Genomic DNA, 20,989 nt, shown 5'->3' with positions numbered 1-20,989 from the left:
TTACAGGGAGCCGATGTGTCCGCAGTCGCACCCGACGGACGCAAGATGCTGCGCCTGGAGGTCCGGAACAGCCAGACCCCCATCGAGCGCAAGCCCGAGTGGATCAAGACCCGGGCGAAGATGGGCCCCGAGTACACGAAGATGCAGGCACTCGTGAAGGGCGAGGGCCTGCACACGGTCTGCCAGGAGGCCGGCTGTCCCAACATCTACGAGTGCTGGGAAGACCGCGAGGCCACCTTCCTCATCGGCGGTGACCAGTGCACGCGGCGCTGCGACTTCTGCCAGATCGACACCGGCAAGCCCGAAGCGCTGGACCGCGACGAGCCGCGCCGCGTCGGTGAGTCCGTCGTCACGATGGACCTGAACTACGCCACCATCACCGGCGTCGCCCGCGACGACCTGGAGGACGGCGGTGCCTGGCTGTACGCCGAGACGGTCCGCCAGATCCACGCCCAGACGGCGGGCCGCGAGGCCGGCCGCACCAAGGTCGAACTGCTCGCCCCGGACTTCAACGCCGAGCCCGAGCAGCTCGCCGAGGTCTTCTCCTCGCGCCCCGAGGTCTTCGCGCACAACGTCGAGACGGTCCCGCGGATCTTCAAGCGCATCCGTCCGGGCTTCCGCTACGAGCGCTCCCTCAAGGTCATCACCGAGGCCCGTGACTACGGTCTGGTCACGAAGTCGAACCTGATCCTCGGCATGGGCGAGACCCGCGAAGAGGTCAGCGAGGCGCTCCAGCAGCTGCACGACGCGGGCTGCGAGCTCATCACGATCACGCAGTACCTGCGCCCCTCCGTGCGCCACCACCCCGTGGAGCGCTGGGTCAAGCCGCACGAGTTCGTGGAACTGAAGGAGGAGGCCGAGGAGATCGGCTTCTCCGGCGTCATGTCGGGCCCGCTGGTCCGCTCCTCGTACCGGGCCGGCCGCCTGTACCAGATGGCCGTCGAGAAGCGCGGCGCGTACGTCGCCTCCCAGGCGGTCTGAGTACTCCGGACGGCGCACGTTGCGAAAGGAAAGCGGTGGCACTCAGTGCCACCGCTTTCGTGTGAATCCGGGCACAAGCAACTCGCCCTTCACAACCGGCCGTTCACACCCCCCGCGGCATCCCCGCAGCTGAACGCGCCGTCAGGAGCGCGCCAGGAAAAGGACCCGCGGTATCAAGGCTTCATTGGTGTTTGACCGCTCAGTCACGTACTGGTAACACCAATCAGTGACCCTGGTTCCACGTCACGCACCGCCCCGTCCGAGCCGCCGATCCCGAGGGGGGACCTCCATCATGCAGGCCGCGCCCGTACGCGCCACCGCGATTCCTTCGTTCACCGATGCACTCCGTGCCGTCGAGTCGCTGCTCATGAGCAGCGGGCAGCGCACCGCTCGCCGCAACGCCTGGACCTCCGTCCTGGAGGACCGTCGCCGCGCCAAGGACCGGGTCGAGGCTCAGCGCGTGCTGGAATCCGTCTCGACGCGCTCCTGATCGCCGCTCCCCCGGTACCGGGGCCCGCTCGCCCGGTACTGCCGTCGTCCGCACTTCACGGGCCACGTAGACTCGTGGGCATGGCGAGGAAGGAAACCGCAGCGGACGCTGCGAACCCCGGGCGACTCAAGCAGATCGCCCTGACGTACAAGATGACCCGCAAGGCCGACTCCAAGATCGGTCTTGTACTCGCGGCTGTCGGAATTCTCACCCTCGGTGTCTTCCTCGCGATCGGCTTCTTGATCGGTCACCCGATCTATCTGGGCATTCTCGGGCTTCTGCTCGCCTTCCTCGCGACGGCGATCGTCTTCGGACGCAGGGCCGAGCGGGCCGCCTTCGGGCAGATGGAGGGACAGCCCGGCGCAGCCGCGGCGGTGCTCGACAACATCGGCCGAGGCTGGACCACGACCCCGGCGGTGGCGATGAACCGCAGCCAGGACGTGGTGCACCGCGCGGTCGGCAAGGCCGGCATCGTGCTGGTCGCCGAGGGCAACCCGAACCGGGTGAAGAGCCTGCTGGCCGCCGAGAAGAAGAAGATGGCGCGGATCGTCGCGGACGTCCCGGTGCACGACATTCTCGTGGGCACCGGCGAGGGCCAGGTGGAGCTGAAGAAGCTCCGCACGACGATGCTGAAGCTGCCGCGCGTGCTCGCCGGCCCTCAGGTCACCGCGACCAACGACCGGCTGCGCGCCATGGGCGACCTGATGAGCAACATGCCGCTGCCGAAGGGTCCGATGCCCAAGGGCATGCGGATGCCGCGCGGCGGCCCGAAGGGCTGACCCTCCTCCACTACCAGTTCTACGCGGTTCTACGACGATGGGGCGCCCGGAGATTCTCCGGGCGCCCCATCGTCGTAGAACCGTCGTCCGTCGTAGAACACGTCTGTCGTAGCGGATCGGTCGTCGTAGCGGCTCGTCGTCGGCGCAGCTCGGTGCGCCCCGGGTCGCGGGGCGCGGGGCGCGTCGGACGGGTCAGATGCGGACTTCGATCGTGCGGGCCAGGCGGTCGTGCAGACCGCGGCCGTCGCGGTCCCAGATCAGCGCCGGGACGGCCACGCACAGGAGCACCGTACGCAGCAGGGTGCGCAGCGGGTTCAGGCGGCCGCCGCCCTCGGGGACGACGCGCAGGCCGAACAGACGCTTGCCCGGAGTGAAGCCGACGGTGCCGACCGTGAGCAGACCGAGGACGAAGAAGACGAGCAGGGCCCAGTTGCCCGTCGCCTGGTCGTAGCCGTCGGTGAGCAGCCCGTATGCGATCAAGAGGCACAGGCCCCAGTCGACGGCGAGGGCGCCCAGCCGGCGGCCGGGGCGGGCGATCGACCCCGGTCCGTGCTCCGGGAGACCGAGCTGTTCGCCCCGGTATCCGAAGTCGACACCGGCTTCCTCCGCCGCCGCGCGGGGGCCGGAGAGCCACGATCCGATTGCTTGCCTGTTGTCCACCCGTCCACGGTACTGTGCCCGTTTTGCCATACGGACAGGAGGGGCCGGGCCGACCCGGGTCGGTTAACTTGGGTGAAACAAATGGGTCACGCTTGAGAAATCCCCCGTCCCTATGGTCGGCTCCAGCGTGTGCCACCGCACTGGCCGCACGAACGAACTACCACCCCGGTCCACTGTGGGCGGGAGTAGGAGGAGCTGGATGTTCCAGAACGCCGACGAGGCCAAGAAGTACATCGCGGACGAGGACGTCAAGTTCGTCGATGTCCGCTTCTGCGACCTGCCGGGTGTGATGCAGCACTTCACGATCCCGGCCGAGGCCTTCGACCCGACCGAGGAGCTCGCGTTCGACGGCTCCTCCATCCGCGGCTTCCAGGCCATCCACGAGTCCGACATGGCGCTCCGCGCCGACCTGTCCACCGCGCGCGTCGACCCCTTCCGCCGCGACAAGACGGTCAACATCAACTTCTTCATCCACGACCCGATCACGGGCGAGCAGTACTCCCGTGACCCGCGCAACGTGGCCAAGAAGGCCGAGGCCTACCTCGCGTCGACCGGTATCGCGGACACCGCGTACTTCGGTCCCGAGGCCGAGTTCTACGTCTTCGACAGCGTGCGCTTCAAGACCTCCGAGAACGAGGCGTTCTACCACATCGACTCCGAGGCCGGCGCCTGGAACACCGGTGCGGTCGAGGACAACCGCGGTTACAAGGTCCGCTACAAGGGCGGCTACTTCCCGACCCCGCCGGTCGACCACTTCGCCGACCTGCGTGCGGAGATCTCCCTGGAGCTGGCCAACTCCGGCCTCCAGGTCGAGCGCCAGCACCACGAGGTGGGCACCGCCGGCCAGGCCGAGATCAACTACAAGTTCAACACGCTGCTCGCCGCGGCCGACGACCTCCAGCTCTTCAAGTACATCGTGAAGAACGTCGCCTGGCGCAACGGCAAGACCGCGACCTTCATGCCGAAGCCGATCTTCGGTGACAACGGCTCGGGCATGCACGTCCACCAGTCCCTGTGGAGCGGCGGCTCCCCGCTGTTCTACGACGAGGCCGGCTACGCGGGCCTGTCGGACATGGCCCGCTACTACATCGGCGGCATCCTCAAGCACGCCCCGTCGCTGCTCGCCTTCACCAACCCGACGGTGAACTCGTACCACCGCTTGGTCCCCGGCTTCGAGGCCCCGGTCAACCTGGTGTACTCGCAGCGCAACCGCTCCGCGGCCATGCGTATCCCGATCACGGGCTCGAACCCGAAGGCCAAGCGCGTCGAGTTCCGCGCGCCCGACTCCTCCGGCAACCCGTACCTGGCGTTCTCGGCCCTGCTGATGGCCGGCCTGGACGGCGTCAAGAACAAGATCGAGCCGGCCGAGCCGATCGACAAGGACCTGTACGAGCTGGCTCCCGAGGAGCACGCGGGCGTCGCCCAGGTCCCGACCTCGCTCCCGGCCGTCCTCGACCGCCTCGAGGCCGACCACGAGTTCCTGCTCGCGGGCGACGTCTTCACGTCCGACCTGATCGAGACGTGGATCGACTACAAGCGCACGAACGAGATCGCCCCGCTGCAGCTGCGTCCGCACCCGCACGAGTTCGAGCTCTACTTCGACGTGTAAGCCCGTCGCTCCAGCCGCACATACCGGCCGTGCCCTTCCTCCGGGAGGGGCACGGCCGGTGCGTTTTCCCCCGACGCCGTCCCTTTCCGGCCGCTCCGTTCCCGGAGGAGTTCTTTGCCCATAGCGGGGCCTATCGGCACCTGTTCATGGGGGACCCCGGGCGCACAATGGAGAGCGGGACGAGTGCCTGACTGCGGGGTGATACCAGATGCAGAGCCGGTTCCGGAGCGATCGGCGGCTGACCGTGCGGATGACGGTCACGCTGTTCCTGCTCGGATTGCTGTACGTGGCCTTCGTCGCCGCGTTGATCGTGTTGCTGAAGTCGTGGGTACTGGTCGTGGTGATCGCGGGCGGACTGCTCGTCGCGCAGTACTGGTTCTCGGACCGGATCGCGCTGTACGCGATGCACGGGCGGATCGTGGAGCAGGAGGAGTATCCCCAGCTGCACGGCGTGGTCGACCGGCTGTGCGCCGTGGCCGACATGCCCAAGCCGCTGGTCGCCGTCTCGGACCTCGACATGCCGAACGCGTTCGCCACGGGGCGCAACGCCGATCACGCCGTCCTCTGCGTGACCACGGGGCTGCTGCGCCGCCTGGAGCCCGAAGAGCTCGAAGGCGTCCTCGCCCACGAGCTGTCGCACGTGGCGCACAAGGACGTCGCCGTGATCACCGTGGCGTCGTTCCTCGGGGTCCTCGCCGGGCTGATCGTGCGGTTCGCGTTCTACTCGCAGCTCTTCGGCGGCCGGGGCCAGAAGGACCAGAACACCGTGGCACTCTTCACCGTGGTGATGGCGGTGTCCGCGGCGGTGTACGCCATCAGCTTCCTGCTGATCAGGGCACTCTCCCGGTACCGCGAGCTGGCCGCCGACCGCGCCGCGGCCCTGCTCACCGGCCGCCCCTCGGCACTGGCGTCGGCGCTGACCAAGGTGACCGGGGACATCGGCCGGATCCCGACGAAGGACCTGCGGACCGCGCAGGCGTTCAACGCCTTCTACTTCACGCCCGCGCTCGGCGCCCAGCCGGGCCTCGCCAACCTCTTCTCCACCCACCCGAGCCTGGAGCAGCGGCTCGAACAACTGGCCCGCATCTCCGCCGAGCTGGGCGAGCCCGCGACGCCGGGAGCCATCGCCCCGTCCCCCGGAGAGGCCGGCTGACCGTATGGGGTTCCTGGACATCCTGCTCGGCCGCAGCAAACCGGCCGTACCGGACCTCGATCAGCTCTTCGGACTGCCGTCGGCGGCCGTGACCCTCCAGGCGGCGGCCGGGTTCACCCCGACCGGCACGGGCGCGGTGTGCTTCGCGTCCGCCGAGGGCGCGGCCTTCGCCGAGGCGCACCGGGAGGCACAGGCCCTGCTCGACGCGGACACCGGGCGGACGGGTCCCCCGGTGGAAGTCGGCCGGGACGAGTACGGGTACTCGTGGCTCGTCTCCCGCCGCACACCCGATGACCTGCCGGCACTCGTGAGCGATCTGCACGCGGTCAACACCGCCCTGGAGGGCTCCGGCTTCGGACCCCAGCTGCTCTGTTCCGTGGTGGGTTTCAGGGACAGCGGGCGGCGGCTCGGCCTCGTGTATCTCTATAAACGAGGAACGTTCTATCCTCTATGTACACTCCCTGGTCGACATAAACGCGACAACGCACTGGAATTCCAGGTAGCGGCCCAACTGGAGAACGACCTACGCATCGAGAAGGACAAGACGCGCTGGTTCCCGATCTGGGACGCGCCAGGATTGATCGACTGAACAGTCACCCGAAAGTGTCTACAGATACAAGAAAGCCTTGTACCGGCGAAGTAGGCACGTAGGCTCTGCGCCGTGACCACGTTCGACACGGCCATCGGCTCAGCCACAAACCCCTTTGGGCGGCAGAAGCCCGTCCGGGTGCTCGTATCCCTGCGAATCAGCTACCTGACCGACGAATCCACCAGCCTTGAGCGGCAACTCGTGGACGCCCGCGCATACATCACCGAGAAGGTCACCCAAGGGCTCAGCTGGGTTGAGGTCGGTGTAGCGCGAGACGCGCATGTCTCGGCGACAAAGCAACACCCGATGGATCGATCCGAACTAGGGCATTGGCTCAAGGAACGCGCCCCGGAATTCGACCTCATCCTGTTCTGGAAGCTGGACCGCTTCATTCGCAGAGCCACGGATATGCAGGACATGCTCCGTTGGGCGGATGACCACGGGAAGAAGAGGTTCGCCTCGGTCACTGAACCGGTCTTCGACATGACCGGCCCGTTCCAGCACGTGATCATCTCTCTCTTCTCCGTCCTTGCGGAGATGGAGGCCGGTAACACGTCGCTGCGCGTCAAGAGCTTCCGCGAGAGCGTTCGGGAGCAGCAGCGCTGGCCGGGAGGTATGCCTGCCTACGGCTTCGAGGTCTGCAGGGGGGATGACGGGGCTGCCCACCTTCGCCAGAATCCCCGACAGGTCGACGTCATTCGCGAGATCGCGAACCGTCTCCTCGCCAAGGACTCGCCGGAGACTGCCGCCGAGATCGCCAATGCTCTGAACAGTCGAAAGGAGCCGACTCCACGGGGCACACGTCCGTCGAAACGCATCGCCGACTCAGGACGCGAGTACGCATGGACAGCGGCCGGCATCCGCAAGATGCTCAAGAGTGAAGCCCTGATGGGCTGGAAGATGGAGAGTCGGCCCGTCCCCGGCAAGAAGTACTACGAGACCGTCCCCATCATCAAGGAGAACGGCAGCAAGATCCGCATGGCGGAACCGATCTTTACTGACGAGGAGTGGAAGACGCTTCAGGCCCACCTCAGCGAGCGCTCATTCTCGGTCTCCCCTCCCATCAACGCAACCCCCTTCCTGGACGTCGTTCTCTGCGGGTACTGCAGGGGAAAGATGCGCTTGCACGTCTCTCGCAGGGAGACGAAGAACGGCCGCAGAGAGTATCCGAAATTCCGATGCGTCAGCCCTCGCATGGTGGGCGGGAGGACTCGGTACGGCTGCGAGGATCAGGCGTCTTGGGAGCCCGGCCGCCTGCTGGCCACTTTCGAGCATCACATGATGGAACAGTTCGGTGACATCGAGGCGGAAGAGCGGATTTACGTCGTAGGCGAGGACCACGGGACCCGTATGCGCAAGATCGAGGATCTGCTACCGGTCATCATGACGGACATGGAACCCGGCCGACGCTACGGAACGGCCCTGACGCGCCCCCATGCCGAAAAGATGCTCGACAAACTGAACGCCGAGTACGAATTCCTGCACAAGGTATCGACCGGTGACAGGTGGGAGTACCGCAGCCTCGGGAAGACCTGGCGGCAGCTCTGGGAGTCGGCTGAAGTGTCCGAACTGGAGAGGTTGATGCGGAAGAATGGTGTCCAGTTTCTCTGCCGCCGGGATTCCTTCGAGCTGTTCGTCCCGGAGCGACTGAAGGTGTGACAGGACGGCTCCACCCTGGGCAGGAGGGGGGTGAGTCTTTGCCACCGAAGCCCCAGGGCCTTCCGGACGTGCTCATCGAGGCTGTCATCCAGTCGGGCTTCACACCCGAGCAACTCCAAAAAGCGATGCCCTTGCTGACCACGCGCCGTGGTGCGCAGGTCCCACAGCAGCCGGAACCGGGCCCTCGGAAACTACCGACGTGGCGCTCTGCGGCCCCCTACGAAGGAACGACCACCGTGACCGTAGTGCCACCGACAATCTGACCTCGGTGGCGGTGAGTGCCATCGGCGCCGGTGCCCACCTGCCATCCCTTCGCACCGCTAGCCGACGAGGGCGGGCGGCGCAGCAACGCGCTGGAGCTCCAGATCAGGGCGGTGCTCGTCGACGACCTGCGGATCGAGCAGGATCTCGCCCGCTGGTTCCCGATCTGGGGCGCGCCGGGGCTGTGACGCCCCGGCGCGTCGGGTTACTTCTGGCGTTCCTGGCGGCGCGACTCCAGCGGGCGTTCGCGCCGGTAGCGGCGCTCCCACTTGGCCTGGCGGTCACGACGGTCGCGGTACGCCCGGTAGCTGGAGTCCGTGCGGCCCGCGGACGCGCCGGAGCCTTGCGGGGCGGGCCCTGCGGATCCAGCGGGGCCGGCGGATCCAGCGGTGAACGTGCCTCCCCCGGTACGGCCGTAGCGGACGTACAGGAAGAGCAAGACGATCGCCGCGAGCCAGAGGGTGTGGTTGGAGAAACCCATGACGACCAGGATCACGGTCGCGGAGAAGATCAAGGTGCCCATGACGGGACTCCTTGTATGCGTGAGTGAAAGGGCCTTGACGGCTTCTGGATGTGCCGACGGGGCGCTGGGGGTGGCGGCCGTCCGTCGGTGCGTAGAGAGTAGCCCCGCGACCGCGAACTGATGCCTGTCCGGCGGAAAGCGGTGCTCTGCTGCTCCGGAACACGCCTTCAGCGTAGGGAGCGTGGTCACCCGTACGCATCTGGATTTCTCCCGACTGCACCCCATCCGATAACGCTATAAAGTCGAACGGAATCGACATAAGGGGTGCCCCTCATGAGCAATCTGTTCGTCGTCGCGTACAACGATGTCGCCACCGCCAACCAGGTGCGCGGCAAGCTGTTCGAGCTGTCGAAGCAGCATCTCGTCGAGCTGGAGGACGCGGTCGTCGTCGAGCGGAGCGAGGACGGCAGGATCAAGCTGCACCAGGCGGTCAGCCACACGGCCGTCGGCGCGGCCGGTGGCGCGCTGTGGGGCGGCGTCATCGGGCTGCTCTTCCTGGCGCCGCTGCTCGGCGCGGCGGTGGGCGCCGCGGCCGGGGCCGCCGGTGGCGCGGTCACGGACACCGGGATCAACGACAACTTCATGAAGGATCTGAGCCAGAATCTGCGGCCGGGCGCCGCCGCGCTGTTCGTTCTGGTCAAGCAGGCGGCCGGGGACAAGGTGATCCCCCAAATCGCCGAGTTCGGCGGCCAGTTGGTGCAGACGTCGCTGAGCCAGGAGCAGGAGGACGCGCTGCGCGACGCGGTCGCGGCGGCACAGGCGAAGGCGGGCGCCACCACCCCGGCGCCGGGGACCGGCACCGCGACCGCGACCGCGACGGAAGCGGGTGCGACGACCGCGCCGGACGCGGGTGCCGCGGCCGCTTCGCCGACGATCAGCACCACCAAGCCGGACTCCGGCGGCGCTCCGGTCTCCTCCTGAGCCCGACCATTTCGCCTCAAGCCCGTTTCCCGGAAGGCGAATTACCGCGTGATCGGCATGAGTGAGTCATGAGTGAATGGGGGGATGCTCTCTCCCTTCACACACGACCACGACGGTGAACGACTGAGCTGCGTCAGCGGCAGCGGGACCGACGGAGGTGCCGGGGCGGCCACGGCCGTCCTTCTGCACGGCGCGGGCAACGGCAGCAAGGAGCGACTGCTCCCACTGCTCGACGACTTCGCGGCCCGAAGCTGCGCGGGGCTCGCCTTCGACTTCTCCGGGCACGGTGAAAGCACCGGCGAGCTGGGCGAGTTGAGCCTTCGGCGGCGGTTCGAGCAAGCCGTGTCGGTCATCGACGCGACGGTTCCGGCGGGCGCCCCGCTGATCCTCGTCGGGTTCAGCATGAGCGGCCAGACGGTGGCCGATCTCGCGCGGCACTACGGGGACCGCGCGGTGGCGCTCGTACTGTGCGCACCCGCGGTGTACGGCGCCGAGGCCTGGCCGGTTCCGTTCGAGGACGAGGAGCCGGCCGCCCGGCACGACGGCACGGGGGCGGCGGAGAGCCGCTTCAGCCGGATCATCCGTACTCCGGACAGCTGGCGGCGGGCTCCCGCGCTCGACGTCCTGCGGGCCTACGGGGGCCGGGCGGTGCTCGCCGTACCCGGCACGGACACGGTCATCCCGCCCGCGGTGACGGAGGCCGTCGCGGACGCCCTCGGCGCACATGCCCGCTTCACCCGCTTCGAACTGCCCGACGCGGAGCACATGCTGGGCCTCTGGTTCCGCGACCACGCCGAGGACCGGCGGCGGCTCGTGGACCTCGTCCTCACCGGACTCGGCGACCCGGTGCGGAGGGCGGCCGGGGTCTGAACGGCCTCGCGCCACGCGCCGCGTACCGGCTCCGCGGGGCGCGGAGGCCGGTGCCGTCCCGGGGTCCCGCATCCGGCTCCCGCCGGCCGGCACCGGCGGGTGTCACACGCCCGGGGCCGGCGGGTGTCACACGCCCGGGGCCGCCCGGACCACGCCCGCGATCACCGCAGCGCCCAGTGCCGCGTGGTCGGCGGCGTTACGGTCCGCGTAGCGCAGCGCGAAGTCCGCGATTGCACGGTCGAAGGTGTCGGCGCCCCCGAGATACGCGGCGATCGCGATGCGGTCGCCGGAACGGGCGTGCGCGCGGGCCAGGGCCGTGCCGCACAGCCGGGCGTAGGTGCGCAGTTCGCCCGGGTTCATGCCGGCGATGTCCGCGGAGCCCTTCATGTCGTGCAGCTGGCGCCAGTAGAACGCCCGCCCCTCGGGGCCCGTCGTCCAGCCCAGGAAGATGTCGCCGGCGGCCTGCATCAGCCGCTGCCCCGCGACGACACGGCGCCCGGGATGGACGTACGGGCCGATGGGCAGATGCTCTTCGAGTACGGACCGTCCCGCCTGCTTGATCTGCAGGAACAGCGGGTCGTCGGCGTCCCGCCCGGCGAGCAGCACGATGAAGCAGCGGGTGCCGACGCTGCCCACACCGACGACCTTGCGGGCGGCGTCGACGAACCGGTAGCGGTCGAGGAGCAGTCGGCGTTCCTCGGGGAGCGTGGAGCGGTAGTCGCTGAAGATCTTGCGGAGCGAGGCCGTGTCGAGGCTTCCGGCCGGTTCCAGCAGGGGCGGGTCGTGGACGATGCGGCGGCGTCCGTCGACGATCTCGGTGAGTTTGCCGAGCGCCTGCAGGCTGGTGCGGCGGCGGGCCCGGGTGAGGGTCGCCTCGACGCGTCGGCGCCGGCGGCCGGAGCGGACCAGCGGCAGCAGCAGATCGGCGTCGATGTGCTCGTACCAGACGGTCAGTTCGCCCTGCCGGGCCAGCCGTCGCATCGCCTCGCGGTACTGCCCGGCGGCGGCCCGTGCCGCGCCGAAGACGTGCTCCTCCTTGTGTCCGTTCTCACGGGCCGCGACCGCGACGCTGGCCGCGAGCCGTTTGACGTCCCACTCGAAGGGTCCGGGGAAGGTCTCGTCGAAGTCGTTGAGGTCGAAGAGGAGAGAGCGTTCCGGGGAGGCGTACAGGCCGAAGTTCAGCAGGTGGGCGTCTCCGCAGAGCTGGACGGTGAGCCCGGTGTGCGGCTGGGCGGCGAGGTCGGCGGCCATGACGGCGGCGGCCCCGCGCAGGAACGCGAGCGGTGACGCCGCCATCCGCGCGTACCGGATCGGCAGGAGTTCCGGAAGCCGGTCCCTGCCCTGCTGTTGCAGGAGGCCGACCGGATCGGGGCGGTCGGCGGCGGGGATCCAGGTGCCGTGCGCGGAACGGGTGACGCGCTTGCGCGCCGCCCGGCCCCGGGCGGCCCGGTCGGCCGAGGTGGCCGTGACGCTGTTCCGAAGCATCCGTCAGTACCTCACGGCGCGGGCGACAGCGGTCTTGACGTCGCCGGTGAGGGAACGGTTGCTGCGGGCGGTGGCGTCCTTGGAAGCGCCTCCCGCGACGTCGCTCACCGTCACGACGGTCGTGTCGAGGAGGTTGCCGCTCTGGTCGCGGAAGTCGACCTGGACGATGTAGGACTTCGCCGAGGAGGTGGGGTTGGCGGCGGTCACCTTCACCGCCATGCGCCCGTCGGAGTCGGGGCTCGCGTCGCCGTCGAGTTTCACCTCGTTCTTGGCGTCCACGCCGTTCTTGAACTCGTCGAACTTCTTGCCGGCCTCGGCGGTCGCGGAGGCGAGGGCGTCCCCGGCCGCGGTGGCGGCGGACGCGGCCTCGGAGACGGCGGAGGCGGCCTTGGAAGCGGCGGACGCCGCCTTGGAGGCGGTGTCGGAGGGGCTGCTGTCGTCCGAACAGGCGGTCAGCTGGGTGGCCAGGGCCGCCACCACGACCACGGCCAGGATCAGGCGGACCGGTCCTCGTATGCCGTTCCTCTGATGCATCGTCTCTCCCCACGTGGTCCTGGTGCGCCTCCGGATCCCGCTTCCTCGCGGTGGCCCCAGTCAAGGCCGGGGGCAGGGTCGCCGCATGCCCGGCTACGGCGAACGGGTGAGTCCCGCCCTGTGACGGGCGGGCTTTCGAGAGGATGCGGAGCACGGAGTGCGAGGCGACGGTACGGAGGCGACGTGACGGGGAAGCCGCGGCACATCGGGGTGGCGGAGCGACGGGCACGGCTCGGGCTGCGGCAGCGGCTCGTGGGCTCCGCGCGGGCGGCGACCCCCGAGGAGGTCGCGGACTCCTTGGTGGCGCTGCACGGCACCGACCCGGCGACGGTGTACCTGGCGGTCGGCGCGCGTCTCACGGACTGCGGGGAGACGGTGGCGCAGGTGGACCGGGCGCTGTACGAGGACCGGTCTCTCGTACGGATGCACGGCATGCGGCACACCGTGTTCGTGTTCCCCACCGGCCTGGCCGCCGTGGTGCACGCCTCGACCGGCCTCGACATCGCCGCGAAGGCCCGGGCGGGGCTGATCAAGGACATCGTCGGCGGAAGTGACGGACGGCTGACCGAGGAGTGGCTCACGGAGGTCGAGGCGTCCGCGCTCGCCGCGCTGGCCCGGCGTGGACAGGCCACGGTGAACGAACTCACCGGGGACGAACCACGGTTGAGGGAGCAGTTCGTCTACGGGGCCGGGAAGAGTTACGAGAGTCCGCAAACGGTGTCGTCCCGGCTGATGCGGGTGCTGGGCATCGAGGGCCGGGTGGTGCGCGGGCGCCCGCTCGGTTCCTGGACGTCGAGCCAGTTCCGCTGGGCGGTCGCGCCACCGCATCCACACCTCCCGCCCGCCGAGGCGCGGTCCGAGCTGCTGGGCCGCTGGCTGACGGCGTGCGGGCCCGCCACGGAGGCCGACCTGAAGTGGTGGACGGGCTGGAAGGTCACCGACGTACGCCGGACGCTGGCCGCGATCGGGGCGGTGGCCGTGTCGCTCGACGACGGGCTCACGGGGTACGTGGCGGCCGGCGACGAGAACCCGGTCGCCGGGCCGGAGACGCCGTGGGCCGCCCTGCTGCCCGGCCTCGATCCGACGCCCATGAGCCGGCAGGAGCGGGACTGGTATCTCGACCCGTCCCTGCGGCCCGCCCTCTTCGACGGCAGCGGCAATGTCGGGCCGACGGTGTGGTGGGACGGCCGGGTGGTCGGGGGATGGGCGCAGCGGCCCTACGGCGAGGTGGTCTGGCGGCTGCTGGACACCGGGGGTGTCGGCCGCGAGGCACGGGCCGCGATCTCCGCGGAGGCCGAGCGCCTTCAGGCGTGGGTGGGACGGACCCGGGTCACTCCGCGCTTCCGGACGCCCCTGGAGCGGGAGTTGTCGGCCGAGTGACCAACGGGCGACGGCCCCCACGGGCTGCCGTGCGACGCCCGGCACGTCAGCCGGGTGGCACCGGTCCCGTTCGACGCAGGGGCACCGGTCCCGAACAGTGCCGGTACCGGGTGACCGCCGGTGCCGATGCCGGGTGACGGCGGGCGCCGGTCCCGAGCGACGCACAGTGCCGGTCCCGAACGGTGCCCGTACCGGGAGACCGGCGGTACCGGGAGACCGGCGGTACCGATGCCGGTGCCGGGTGACCGGCGGTACCGGTGCCGGTGCCGGGTGACCGGCGGTGCCGGTGCCGGTGCCGGGTGACCGGCGGTGCCGGTGCCGGGTGATCTCGCCTCGGGGCGGAAGCACCCGGCACCAGTGATCAGCGCGCTCGACTCCTCAGCGGGCGTACCTCATCAGTGCACGCACCATGTGGCACGTGGTGTCCGACGGCGGGTGGACGCCGATGATTTCCGCGGTACTGCGGATCTTCTCGTTGCGGGCCTGGTTCGGCACGTACACACCGGAGTCGAGCAGGGCTATGGCGAGTCGCATCGCCTTCAGCCGGCGGTTGTGCGTGACATACCAGTCGCGGGGGCGCCCCGGCGGCAGCGGGCGCTTCTCCATGGGCTCGTACGGCAGGTCCAGCAGGACCGCCCTCTTGGATGTGGACTGAGTGGGCAGCGGCTTCAGTGCGGCAGCGGGCACAGGCATCCTCCTGTCGCGGTCAGGGCGCCGTCCGGACCCCCCGGCGACACCCTCGAACACTGCTTCTATTCTACCGCCGGACACTGACAATAGCCGCTGGCCACAGGGCCTTTGGGGGCGCCGTGACAGCAGTACCCGAGGGTGTCTGCCGTAACGTGTGCGGCATGGAGATCTGGATCAATCCGGCCTGTTCGAAGTGCCGCAGCGCGATCAGCCTGCTCGACGCGGAGGGCGCCGACTACACCGTCCGCCGCTACCTGGAGGACGTGCCGAGCGAGGACGAGATCCGCGGCGTCCTCGACCGCCTGGGCCTCGAACCATGGGACATCACGCGGACCCAGGAGGCCGACGCCAAGGAGCTGGGGCTCAAGGAGTGGGCGCGGGACGCCGGTTCACGGGACCGGTGGATCAAGGCACTGTCCGAGCACCCGAAGCTCATCCAGCGGCCGATCATCACGGCGGAGGACGGGACCGCGGTGGTGGGCCGCACGGACGAGGCGGTGCGCGACGCCCTGTCCCGGTAGCGGGCCGGGCCGGACGGCCGGTGCCGGTGCCGTTCAACTCCCGTGTGATTCAGGTTACTTAAGTGATTGCCGAAACTGTTGAGTAACTGCGTTCGGTATCTCGTACATAGCGGCGTAACGCTCCCTCCCCCCGCTCTGGAGGCGCGCATGTCGCGTAGGAGAACTCTCAGCACCAAGAAGAAGATCGCTCTGCTGGTCAGCGCGGCGACCGTGGCCGGCGGTGGGGCTTTCGCCCTGGCCGCCACCTCGAACGCGGCGTCGGTGCAGAACGCGCAGTCCTCGACGGTCTGCGCGGGTCTGGCCACCGCGCTCGGCAACAACCAGAAGTTCATCGAGGGCCAGCGGGCCGCCCCCGACGCGCAGTCGGAGGCACGGATCGCCAACCGCGAGGCCGTCATCGCGCAGATCAAGGTTCAGCAGGAAGCGTCCAACTGCGCGGTCGGGGAATCGGCTCAGGACTCCCAGACCGCCCCGCAGCAGCCGGCGCAGTCCGCACCGGCGCAGGCCGCGCCCGCTCCCTCGGCTCCGGCGCAGTCCGCCCCGGCGAACAACGCCGGCGGTGGCGCCGCCACCGGCCAGCAGGTCTGCAACGGTTCGACCGTCACGCTCTCCGGCGAGGGCGGCGCTCCGGCCGCGTCCAGCAACCAGTTCCCGGCCGGGACGAAGCTGAAGGTCACCAACCTGGACAACAACAAGTCCACGACCGTCGAGGTCACCTCGGTCTCCGGCAGCTGTGTCCTGCTGAACAACTCGGCCTTCGAGCAGGTCCGGGAACCGGGCAAGTTCCTGATCCGCAAGGCCCGTATCGAGAAGGTCGGGTAACGGGCCGAACGGGTCGAAGGCCCTGCCGTCGCCGATTCCCCCGGATCGGAAGCGGCAGGGCCTTCGCATGGGCAGGCAACCGGGGCGGAACGGGACCACATCCCCCGTACCGCTCCCACGCGCATCGCATACGAGCCGTCCATCCGGCCTTCTCCCCCGGACCTGCGGGAGCGGTCGGGCGACGGGCCGGCCGATCGCGGTCGCGAACGCTCGCACGCGAACGACGGCGGCGCGGCAGGTGGTGTGAGACCGGGCACACACAGCCCAGGTAACACGGGGTTCACATTCGGGCAATGATCGGGAAATCGCTGGTTGACAGGCTTCCGGACATCCCCGGCGGCGCCCCAGTGCCGCAGCGCCGCAGCACCCGCAAGTGCGTTCAAGACCCACCCCGAAGGATGTGGCCCGTGAGCTTCAAGGCTGAGTACATCTGGATCGACGGCACCGAGCCGACGGCCAAGCTCCGTTCCAAGACGAAGATCCTGGCCGACGACGCCAAGGGTGCTGAGCTGCCGATCTGGGGCTTCGACGGCTCCTCGACGAACCAGGCCGAGGGTCACGCCTCGGACCGCGTACTCAAGCCCGTGGCCAGCTTCCCGGACCCGATCCGCGGCGGCGACGACATCCTCGTCATGTGCGAGGTGCTGAACATCGACATGACGCCGCACGAGTCCAACACCCGTGCCGCGCTGTCCGAGGTCGCGGAGAAGTTCGCCGCGCAGGAGTCGATCTTCGGCATCGAGCAGGAGTACACCTTCTTCAAGGGTTCGCGCCCGCTCGGCTTCCCCGAGGGCGGCTTCCCGGCCGCGCAGGGCGGCTACTACTGCGGTGTCGGCGCGGACGAGATCTTCGGCCGTGACGTCGTCGAGGCGCACCTGGACAACTGTCTCAAGGCGGGTCTCGGCATCTCCGGCATCAACGCCGAGGTCATGCCCGGTCAGTGGGAGTTCCAGGTCGGCCCGCTGTCGCCGCTCGAGGTCTCGGACCAGCTGTGGGTCGCCCGCTGGCTGCTCTACCGCACCGCCGAGGACTTCGGCGTCTCCGCGACGCTGGACCCGAAGCCGGTGAAGGGCGACTGGAACGGCGCGGGCGCGCACACCAACTTCTCCACCAAGGCGATGCGCGAGGGCTACGACGCGATCATCACCGCGTGCGAGTCGCTCGGCGAGGGTTCCAAGCCGATGGACCACGTCAAGAACTACGGCGCCGGCATCGACGACCGTCTGACGGGCCTGCACGAGACCGCCCCGTGGAACGAGTACAGCTACGGCGTCTCCAACCGCGGTGCCTCGGTCCGCATCCCGTGGCAGGTCGAGAAGGACGGCAAGGGTTACATCGAGGACCGCCGCCCGAACGCGAACGTCGACCCGTACGTCGTGACGCGCCTCATCGTCGACACCTGCTGCACCGCTCTGGAGAAGGCCGGCCAGGTCTGATCCCGCTCACCCGCGAAGGGGGCGCCCGCCGATTCGGCGGGCGCCCCCTTCCGTCGGTCCGGCCCGTCGGCCGGTCCGCCCATCGGCCGGTCCGCCCGTCGCGTTGTCGGTGGGGCGTGCCAGTCTTGATCCATGCAGAGCGACGAGTCCCTCGCCATCAAGGCCGAGACGGAGAACGGGCAGAAGCACGCGCGGATTTCGGCCGGGCGGCTGCGGGAACTGGTGCACCGGATCGGCGGTGACGGCGACCGCTACGTGGTCGTGAAACGGATACCGGACCGCCCGGACGTCTTCGCCCAGGTGTGGCACGAGCGCGGCGGCGCGTACCAGCTGGAGCACCGCGAGGGCCGCGACCGCTTCTTCGGCACGGTCCTGGGCGACCGTGACCGGGTCGCGGACGCGATGGCGGGATGGGCCCGCGAGGAAGCCGGCTGGGACGCGGGCATCACCTGGGAACCGCTCGGCCACGACGCCCAGCAGGAGATCCCGGAACTCCCCGAGGACGTGCGGGAGGAGGTCGAGACCCGGATCCGGGAGCTGCTGCGCTGCGGGTACGACGACCGGGCGCGGCTCGCCGAGGACGCCGAGGAGTATCTCGTCGACGGCGACCACCGTCCGGTGTCCAGGGCACAGGCCCGGGAGCTCGTGGACCGGCTCTGGACGGAGCGGCTGGCCGAGCAGGAGGCGTGGGAGGGAGTCACCGATCCCGAGCGCCTCACCGAGGTCTTCGAGGGCCTCGACGCGCGGGGCATCACCGCCCGCGAGAACTTCACCTGCTGCCGGAGCTGCGGCACCGCCGAGATGGCCGCGGAGCGCGGCGAGGGAGCCCACGGCTTCGTCTATTTCCACACCCAGTGCACGGAGAGCGCCGCCGCGGGGCACGGACTGACCCTGCTCTACGGCGGGTTCGACGGGTCGGCCGGGACCACGGCGGCCGTCGGACGCGAGGTCGTCGCGGCGCTCACCGCGGCCGGCCTGTCCGCCCAGTGGGACGGTTCCCCCGACACCGCGATCCGCGTCACGGCCCTGACATGGCACAAGCGCCTGGTCGGATAGGGGTACGCACCGTCAAGTTCGCGCCAAGGAAGCGTCCGGCCCTTGAGAGAGGTCTCCTGCCGGGCTCCGGCTTCTGCTTCAATGGAGGCATGGCCAGCATCCAGAAGTACACCGCGACGGGTCGCCATGACCTCGAGCCCTTCTGGCCTTCCCGTCAGCACCACGACTTCGACCGAGAGTGTTGCCGCGCGATGAACGCGCAGGCCCTCTAAAGCCGTACACCCCGGCCTTCGGCCAGCGCGCACGACGTACGTCCTCGACGGCCCGACCACGAACTCGCGGTCGTCGACCTTCCGACGAACTTCTCGCGCGAAAGAGCTGACCTCTCATGGCGACCACTCGTTCCTACTCCTCCGTCGCGACGGCCCCCACCCCATCGACCGCCCCGGGACGGCACCGACTGCGTGCCGTCGACCGGGACGAGGTGGTCGACGTCGCCGACTTCCTGCCGCCGGGCGCCACCTGGCTGCCCGCTCCCCAGCACGCGCTGCCGGTCCTGCCGGGGCAGCCGCCGATGATCGGCTACCTGGTCCTCGTACCGGCGGACCAGCAGCCCCTGTTTCCGGTCGCCGTGACGGACCGGGCCGAGCAGCCGGCCGTCGGCGACGGCGCCGAGCCGCTGGTGCGCATCGACACCGTGCAGCGCACCGCCGAGATCGACGGGCAGGTGCTCGACCTCACCTACCTGGAGTTCGAGCTGCTCGCGCATCTCGTCCGGCATCCGCACCGGGTGCACACCCGCGACCAGTTGGTCTCCACGGTGTGGGGCTACGGGCACGTCGGGGACGGGCGGACCGTCGACGTCCATGTCGCCCGGCTGCGCCGCAAGCTCGGGGCGCGGCACCGCCAGGCCATCCAGACGGTGCGTCGAGTCGGCTACAAGTACGCTCCGCCGACGGGCCGTTGACCTCGGGGACCCCTTCGACCAGCTGTGGACGGTCCGGCCGGACGTCACGCCTCCCACCGGGCGTCGACCGCTTCGGCCGGGCCTTCTCAGTTCCATGATTCGCCTGTCAGCAGATTCCCGTGCCACCGGGCGGGGAGTCCGTGCAGAGTCGTCCGTATGACGCGGAGACTTCTGATGCTGGGCGGTACGGAGTTCGTGGGGCGTGCCGTCGTGGAGGCGGCGCTCGGCCGGGGGTGGGAGGTCACCGTCTTCCATCGCGGACGGCACCAACCCCCTGCCGGGGTGAGGTCGTTGCTGGGTGACCGCACGGCGCCGGACGGCCTCGCGGCGCTCGCGGGCACCTCGGACGAATGGGATGCCGTCGTCGACACCTGGTCGGGGGCGCCCCGGGTCGTCCGGGACGCGGCACGTCTGCTGGCCGGACGGGTGTCCCGTCATGTGTATGTGTCGAGCAGTTCCGTGTACGCGTGGCCCCCGGAAGCCGGGTACGACGAGGGCACGAAGCTCGTGGACGGGGCGTCGGCCGACGCGGACGGGACCGACTACGCCCGGGACAAGCGGGGCGGGGAGCTGGCCGTGCTCGACGCCTTCGGCACCGGGCGCTCGCTGCTCGTACGGTCCGGGCTGATCCTCGGGCCGTACGAGAACATCGGGCGGTTGCCCTGGTGGCTGAACCGGATCGCTGCGGGCGGTCCCGTGCTCGCTCCCGGGCCGCGGGATCTGCCGCTCCAGTACATCGACGTCCGGGACCTCGCGGAGTGGACGCTCGGGGCGGTGGAGGCGGAACGCGACGGGGCGTACAACCTGGCCGGCCCTTCGGGGCACAGCACGATGGGGGCACTGCTCGACGCGTGCGTGCGGGTCACCGGGGCGAGGGCCGAGCTCCGCTGGACGGAGCCCGAGGCCGTTCTCGCCGCCGGGATCGAGCCGTGGAGCCAGCTGCCGGTGTGGGTGCCGCCCGGGAGCGACTTCGAGGCCGCACTGTTCTCGGCGGACGTCTCCCGGGCGGTGGGCGCGGGGCTGCGGTGCCGCCCGGTCGAGGAGACGGTCGCCGACACCTGGAGCTGGCTGCGGTCGCGCGGCGGGGTGGCGCCCTTGCGGGCCGACCGGCCACCGGTGGGACTGGATCCGGTGACGGAGGCGAAGGTCCTCGGGATCCGGATACCCGGGAATTCCTGACCCGTGGGCATGACCGCCAGTCGTGGGGGGGGGTGGGCGTCGGCCCGCCCCTCCGCGGTTCCCGGCCCCATGACCGCCCTCTTCGGTCGGCGGATCTCTTCCCGCCGCGACGGCCCGCTCCGGATACTTCGGGCATACGGCTTCGAGATCGATTCCGGGGGTGGTTCACGCCCCGCCCGCGGGATGGGCGCGGCCTGATGGCAGGGGACGGCCGAGTGGGCGGTCACAGCCCAACTCCCTTTCCCTGAGCGGGCGGTCATCCGGCGAATCTCCACCGTCTTCGCCAAGGCGGAGGTCTCGGACGACGGTCACCGAAGCGTCCTCGCGATGCGCGCCCATTCGGAGCGAGGCGGCTCACTGAATTTCAGTCAAAAAGCGCCGTCAAACCTGAATGAGCAGATCAACTCTCGTGAATTCGCGGGCTTCTGAGCCCATTGTGCCCGAATTGGTCTCACGAACTTCTAAGTTTTTCTGGAGGCTCCTG

The 20,989-nt window shown here is 69.6% G+C and carries 22 protein-coding genes; 17 read left to right on the top strand and 5 right to left on the bottom strand.

The window, feature by feature from the left end; all coding sequences use genetic code 11:
- Positions 1–15 precede the first annotated feature (15 nt).
- The 3 genes from lipA to OOK38_RS22030 all read left to right on the top strand — a co-directional run bounded on the left by lipA (position 16) and on the right by OOK38_RS22030 (position 2,250).
- The gene (lipA, locus tag OOK38_RS22040; RefSeq protein WP_266757921.1) at positions 16–981 is read left to right on the top strand and encodes a lipoyl synthase; all 966 of its coding nucleotides are present in this window, start codon (positions 16–18) and stop codon (positions 979–981) included.
- Between the two features lie 292 nt (positions 982–1,273).
- Positions 1,274–1,471 carry a hypothetical protein gene (locus OOK38_RS22035; RefSeq protein WP_266757923.1) on the top strand — a complete coding sequence of 66 codons (198 nt, stop codon included), beginning with the start codon at positions 1,274–1,276 and terminating at the stop codon, positions 1,469–1,471.
- Positions 1,472–1,551: 80 nt separating this feature from the next.
- On the top strand, positions 1,552–2,250 hold the full coding sequence (locus OOK38_RS22030; protein WP_266757925.1) for a DUF4191 domain-containing protein: 699 nt from the start codon (positions 1,552–1,554) through the stop codon (positions 2,248–2,250).
- A 192-nt stretch (positions 2,251–2,442) separates the two neighbouring features.
- Here the strand turns inward: OOK38_RS22030 and OOK38_RS22025 are convergent, their stop codons facing one another.
- The gene (locus OOK38_RS22025) at positions 2,443–2,910 is read right to left on the bottom strand and encodes an RDD family protein (protein WP_266757927.1); all 468 of its coding nucleotides are present in this window, start codon (positions 2,908–2,910) and stop codon (positions 2,443–2,445) included.
- Between the two features lie 199 nt (positions 2,911–3,109).
- Between OOK38_RS22025 and glnA the strand changes: the two genes are divergently transcribed.
- From glnA to OOK38_RS22000, 5 genes are all read left to right on the top strand, one after another.
- Positions 3,110–4,519 (top strand): type I glutamate--ammonia ligase, encoded by a 1,410-nt coding sequence (gene glnA / locus OOK38_RS22020; RefSeq protein ID WP_266757929.1) that lies wholly within the window; start codon positions 3,110–3,112, stop codon positions 4,517–4,519.
- Positions 4,520–4,727: 208 nt separating this feature from the next.
- Positions 4,728–5,672, top strand: coding sequence for a zinc metalloprotease HtpX (gene htpX / locus OOK38_RS22015; RefSeq protein ID WP_266757931.1), 945 nt, complete (start codon positions 4,728–4,730; stop codon positions 5,670–5,672).
- Positions 5,673–5,676: 4 nt separating this feature from the next.
- A complete protein-coding gene (locus OOK38_RS22010; protein WP_266757932.1) occupies positions 5,677–6,261 on the top strand; it encodes a hypothetical protein in 585 nt (194 codons plus the stop codon).
- Between the two features lie 72 nt (positions 6,262–6,333).
- Positions 6,334–7,920: a recombinase family protein gene (locus OOK38_RS22005; RefSeq protein WP_266757934.1), complete on the top strand. Its 1,587-nt coding sequence runs from the start codon at positions 6,334–6,336 to the stop codon at positions 7,918–7,920.
- A 293-nt stretch (positions 7,921–8,213) separates the two neighbouring features.
- Positions 8,214–8,369, top strand: a complete 156-nt coding sequence (locus tag OOK38_RS22000; protein WP_266766033.1) for a hypothetical protein — start codon at positions 8,214–8,216, stop codon at positions 8,367–8,369.
- Between the two features lie 17 nt (positions 8,370–8,386).
- Here the strand turns inward: OOK38_RS22000 and OOK38_RS21995 are convergent, their stop codons facing one another.
- The gene (locus OOK38_RS21995) at positions 8,387–8,704 is read right to left on the bottom strand and encodes a hypothetical protein (protein WP_266757936.1); all 318 of its coding nucleotides are present in this window, start codon (positions 8,702–8,704) and stop codon (positions 8,387–8,389) included.
- A 273-nt stretch (positions 8,705–8,977) separates the two neighbouring features.
- Here OOK38_RS21995 and OOK38_RS21990 point away from each other — a divergent pair, with 273 nt between their 5' ends.
- Both OOK38_RS21990 and OOK38_RS21985 read left to right on the top strand, forming a co-directional pair.
- Positions 8,978–9,625 (top strand): DUF1269 domain-containing protein, encoded by a 648-nt coding sequence (locus OOK38_RS21990; RefSeq protein WP_266848717.1) that lies wholly within the window; start codon positions 8,978–8,980, stop codon positions 9,623–9,625.
- A gap of 84 nt (positions 9,626–9,709) precedes the next feature.
- Complete coding sequence (locus OOK38_RS21985; RefSeq protein ID WP_323178819.1) at positions 9,710–10,495, top strand: alpha/beta fold hydrolase; 786 nt, start codon at positions 9,710–9,712, stop codon at positions 10,493–10,495.
- Positions 10,496–10,621: 126 nt separating this feature from the next.
- On the opposite strand, the gene OOK38_RS21980 is transcribed toward OOK38_RS21985, so the two are convergent.
- A complete protein-coding gene (locus OOK38_RS21980; RefSeq protein WP_266848716.1) occupies positions 10,622–11,980 on the bottom strand; it encodes a DUF2252 domain-containing protein in 1,359 nt (452 codons plus the stop codon).
- Between the two features lie 3 nt (positions 11,981–11,983).
- Entirely contained in the window at positions 11,984–12,514 is a 531-nt protein-coding gene (locus OOK38_RS21975) for a hypothetical protein (protein ID WP_266757942.1), read from the bottom strand.
- A gap of 183 nt (positions 12,515–12,697) precedes the next feature.
- Between OOK38_RS21975 and OOK38_RS21970 the strand changes: the two genes are divergently transcribed.
- Positions 12,698–13,894, top strand: coding sequence for a winged helix DNA-binding domain-containing protein (locus tag OOK38_RS21970; RefSeq protein ID WP_266848715.1), 1,197 nt, complete (start codon positions 12,698–12,700; stop codon positions 13,892–13,894).
- A 378-nt stretch (positions 13,895–14,272) separates the two neighbouring features.
- Here the strand turns inward: OOK38_RS21970 and OOK38_RS21965 are convergent, their stop codons facing one another.
- Entirely contained in the window at positions 14,273–14,581 is a 309-nt protein-coding gene (locus OOK38_RS21965) for a hypothetical protein (protein WP_266848714.1), read from the bottom strand.
- Between the two features lie 164 nt (positions 14,582–14,745).
- Here OOK38_RS21965 and OOK38_RS21960 point away from each other — a divergent pair, with 164 nt between their 5' ends.
- The 6 genes from OOK38_RS21960 (at position 14,746) to OOK38_RS21935 (ending at position 20,505) form a co-directional block, all read left to right on the top strand.
- On the top strand, positions 14,746–15,105 hold the full coding sequence (locus tag OOK38_RS21960) for an arsenate reductase family protein (RefSeq protein WP_266757947.1): 360 nt from the start codon (positions 14,746–14,748) through the stop codon (positions 15,103–15,105).
- Between the two features lie 147 nt (positions 15,106–15,252).
- Positions 15,253–15,927, top strand: coding sequence for a hypothetical protein (locus OOK38_RS21955; protein WP_266757949.1), 675 nt, complete (start codon positions 15,253–15,255; stop codon positions 15,925–15,927).
- Between the two features lie 407 nt (positions 15,928–16,334).
- Positions 16,335–17,363 carry a glutamine synthetase gene (gene glnII / locus OOK38_RS21950; RefSeq protein WP_266757950.1) on the top strand — a complete coding sequence of 343 codons (1,029 nt, stop codon included), beginning with the start codon at positions 16,335–16,337 and terminating at the stop codon, positions 17,361–17,363.
- Between the two features lie 132 nt (positions 17,364–17,495).
- Positions 17,496–18,419 carry a hypothetical protein gene (locus OOK38_RS21945; RefSeq protein ID WP_266848712.1) on the top strand — a complete coding sequence of 308 codons (924 nt, stop codon included), beginning with the start codon at positions 17,496–17,498 and terminating at the stop codon, positions 18,417–18,419.
- Between the two features lie 328 nt (positions 18,420–18,747).
- Positions 18,748–19,326: a winged helix-turn-helix domain-containing protein gene (locus OOK38_RS21940; RefSeq protein ID WP_266848711.1), complete on the top strand. Its 579-nt coding sequence runs from the start codon at positions 18,748–18,750 to the stop codon at positions 19,324–19,326.
- Between the two features lie 174 nt (positions 19,327–19,500).
- Complete coding sequence (locus OOK38_RS21935) at positions 19,501–20,505, top strand: NAD-dependent epimerase/dehydratase family protein (RefSeq protein ID WP_266849372.1); 1,005 nt, start codon at positions 19,501–19,503, stop codon at positions 20,503–20,505.
- Positions 20,506–20,989 lie beyond the last annotated feature (484 nt).

The organism is Streptomyces sp. NBC_00568, assembly GCF_026341855.1.
Lineage (GTDB): Bacteria > Actinomycetota > Actinomycetes > Streptomycetales > Streptomycetaceae > Streptomyces.
Note: the sequence above shows the minus strand (reverse complement) of the source record. Positions and strands in the feature narration are given on the sequence as shown.

What these genes read in the sequence shown, in the direction of transcription:
- OOK38_RS21945 (WP_266848712.1), top strand. Translation starts at nt 17,496, where the DNA reads ATGCAGAGCGACGAGTCCCTCGCCATCAAGGCCGAGACGGAGAACGGG.
- OOK38_RS21955 (WP_266757949.1), top strand. Translation starts at nt 15,253, where the DNA reads ATGTCGCGTAGGAGAACTCTCAGCACCAAGAAGAAGATCGCTCTGCTG.
- OOK38_RS21985 (WP_323178819.1), top strand. Translation starts at nt 9,710, where the DNA reads ATGCTCTCTCCCTTCACACACGACCACGACGGTGAACGACTGAGCTGC.
- OOK38_RS21940 (WP_266848711.1), top strand. Translation starts at nt 18,748, where the DNA reads ATGGCGACCACTCGTTCCTACTCCTCCGTCGCGACGGCCCCCACCCCA.
- htpX (WP_266757931.1), top strand. Translation starts at nt 4,728, where the DNA reads ATGCAGAGCCGGTTCCGGAGCGATCGGCGGCTGACCGTGCGGATGACG.
- OOK38_RS21980 (WP_266848716.1), bottom strand. Translation starts at nt 11,980, where the DNA reads ATGCTTCGGAACAGCGTCACGGCCACCTCGGCCGACCGGGCCGCCCGG.
- OOK38_RS21990 (WP_266848717.1), top strand. Translation starts at nt 8,978, where the DNA reads ATGAGCAATCTGTTCGTCGTCGCGTACAACGATGTCGCCACCGCCAAC.
- OOK38_RS21995 (WP_266757936.1), bottom strand. Translation starts at nt 8,704, where the DNA reads ATGGGCACCTTGATCTTCTCCGCGACCGTGATCCTGGTCGTCATGGGT.
- OOK38_RS21935 (WP_266849372.1), top strand. Translation starts at nt 19,501, where the DNA reads ATGCTGGGCGGTACGGAGTTCGTGGGGCGTGCCGTCGTGGAGGCGGCG.
- OOK38_RS21960 (WP_266757947.1), top strand. Translation starts at nt 14,746, where the DNA reads ATGGAGATCTGGATCAATCCGGCCTGTTCGAAGTGCCGCAGCGCGATC.
- OOK38_RS22035 (WP_266757923.1), top strand. Translation starts at nt 1,274, where the DNA reads ATGCAGGCCGCGCCCGTACGCGCCACCGCGATTCCTTCGTTCACCGAT.
- glnA (WP_266757929.1), top strand. Translation starts at nt 3,110, where the DNA reads ATGTTCCAGAACGCCGACGAGGCCAAGAAGTACATCGCGGACGAGGAC.
- OOK38_RS21975 (WP_266757942.1), bottom strand. Translation starts at nt 12,514, where the DNA reads ATGCATCAGAGGAACGGCATACGAGGACCGGTCCGCCTGATCCTGGCC.
- OOK38_RS22030 (WP_266757925.1), top strand. Translation starts at nt 1,552, where the DNA reads ATGGCGAGGAAGGAAACCGCAGCGGACGCTGCGAACCCCGGGCGACTC.
- OOK38_RS22010 (WP_266757932.1), top strand. Translation starts at nt 5,677, where the DNA reads ATGGGGTTCCTGGACATCCTGCTCGGCCGCAGCAAACCGGCCGTACCG.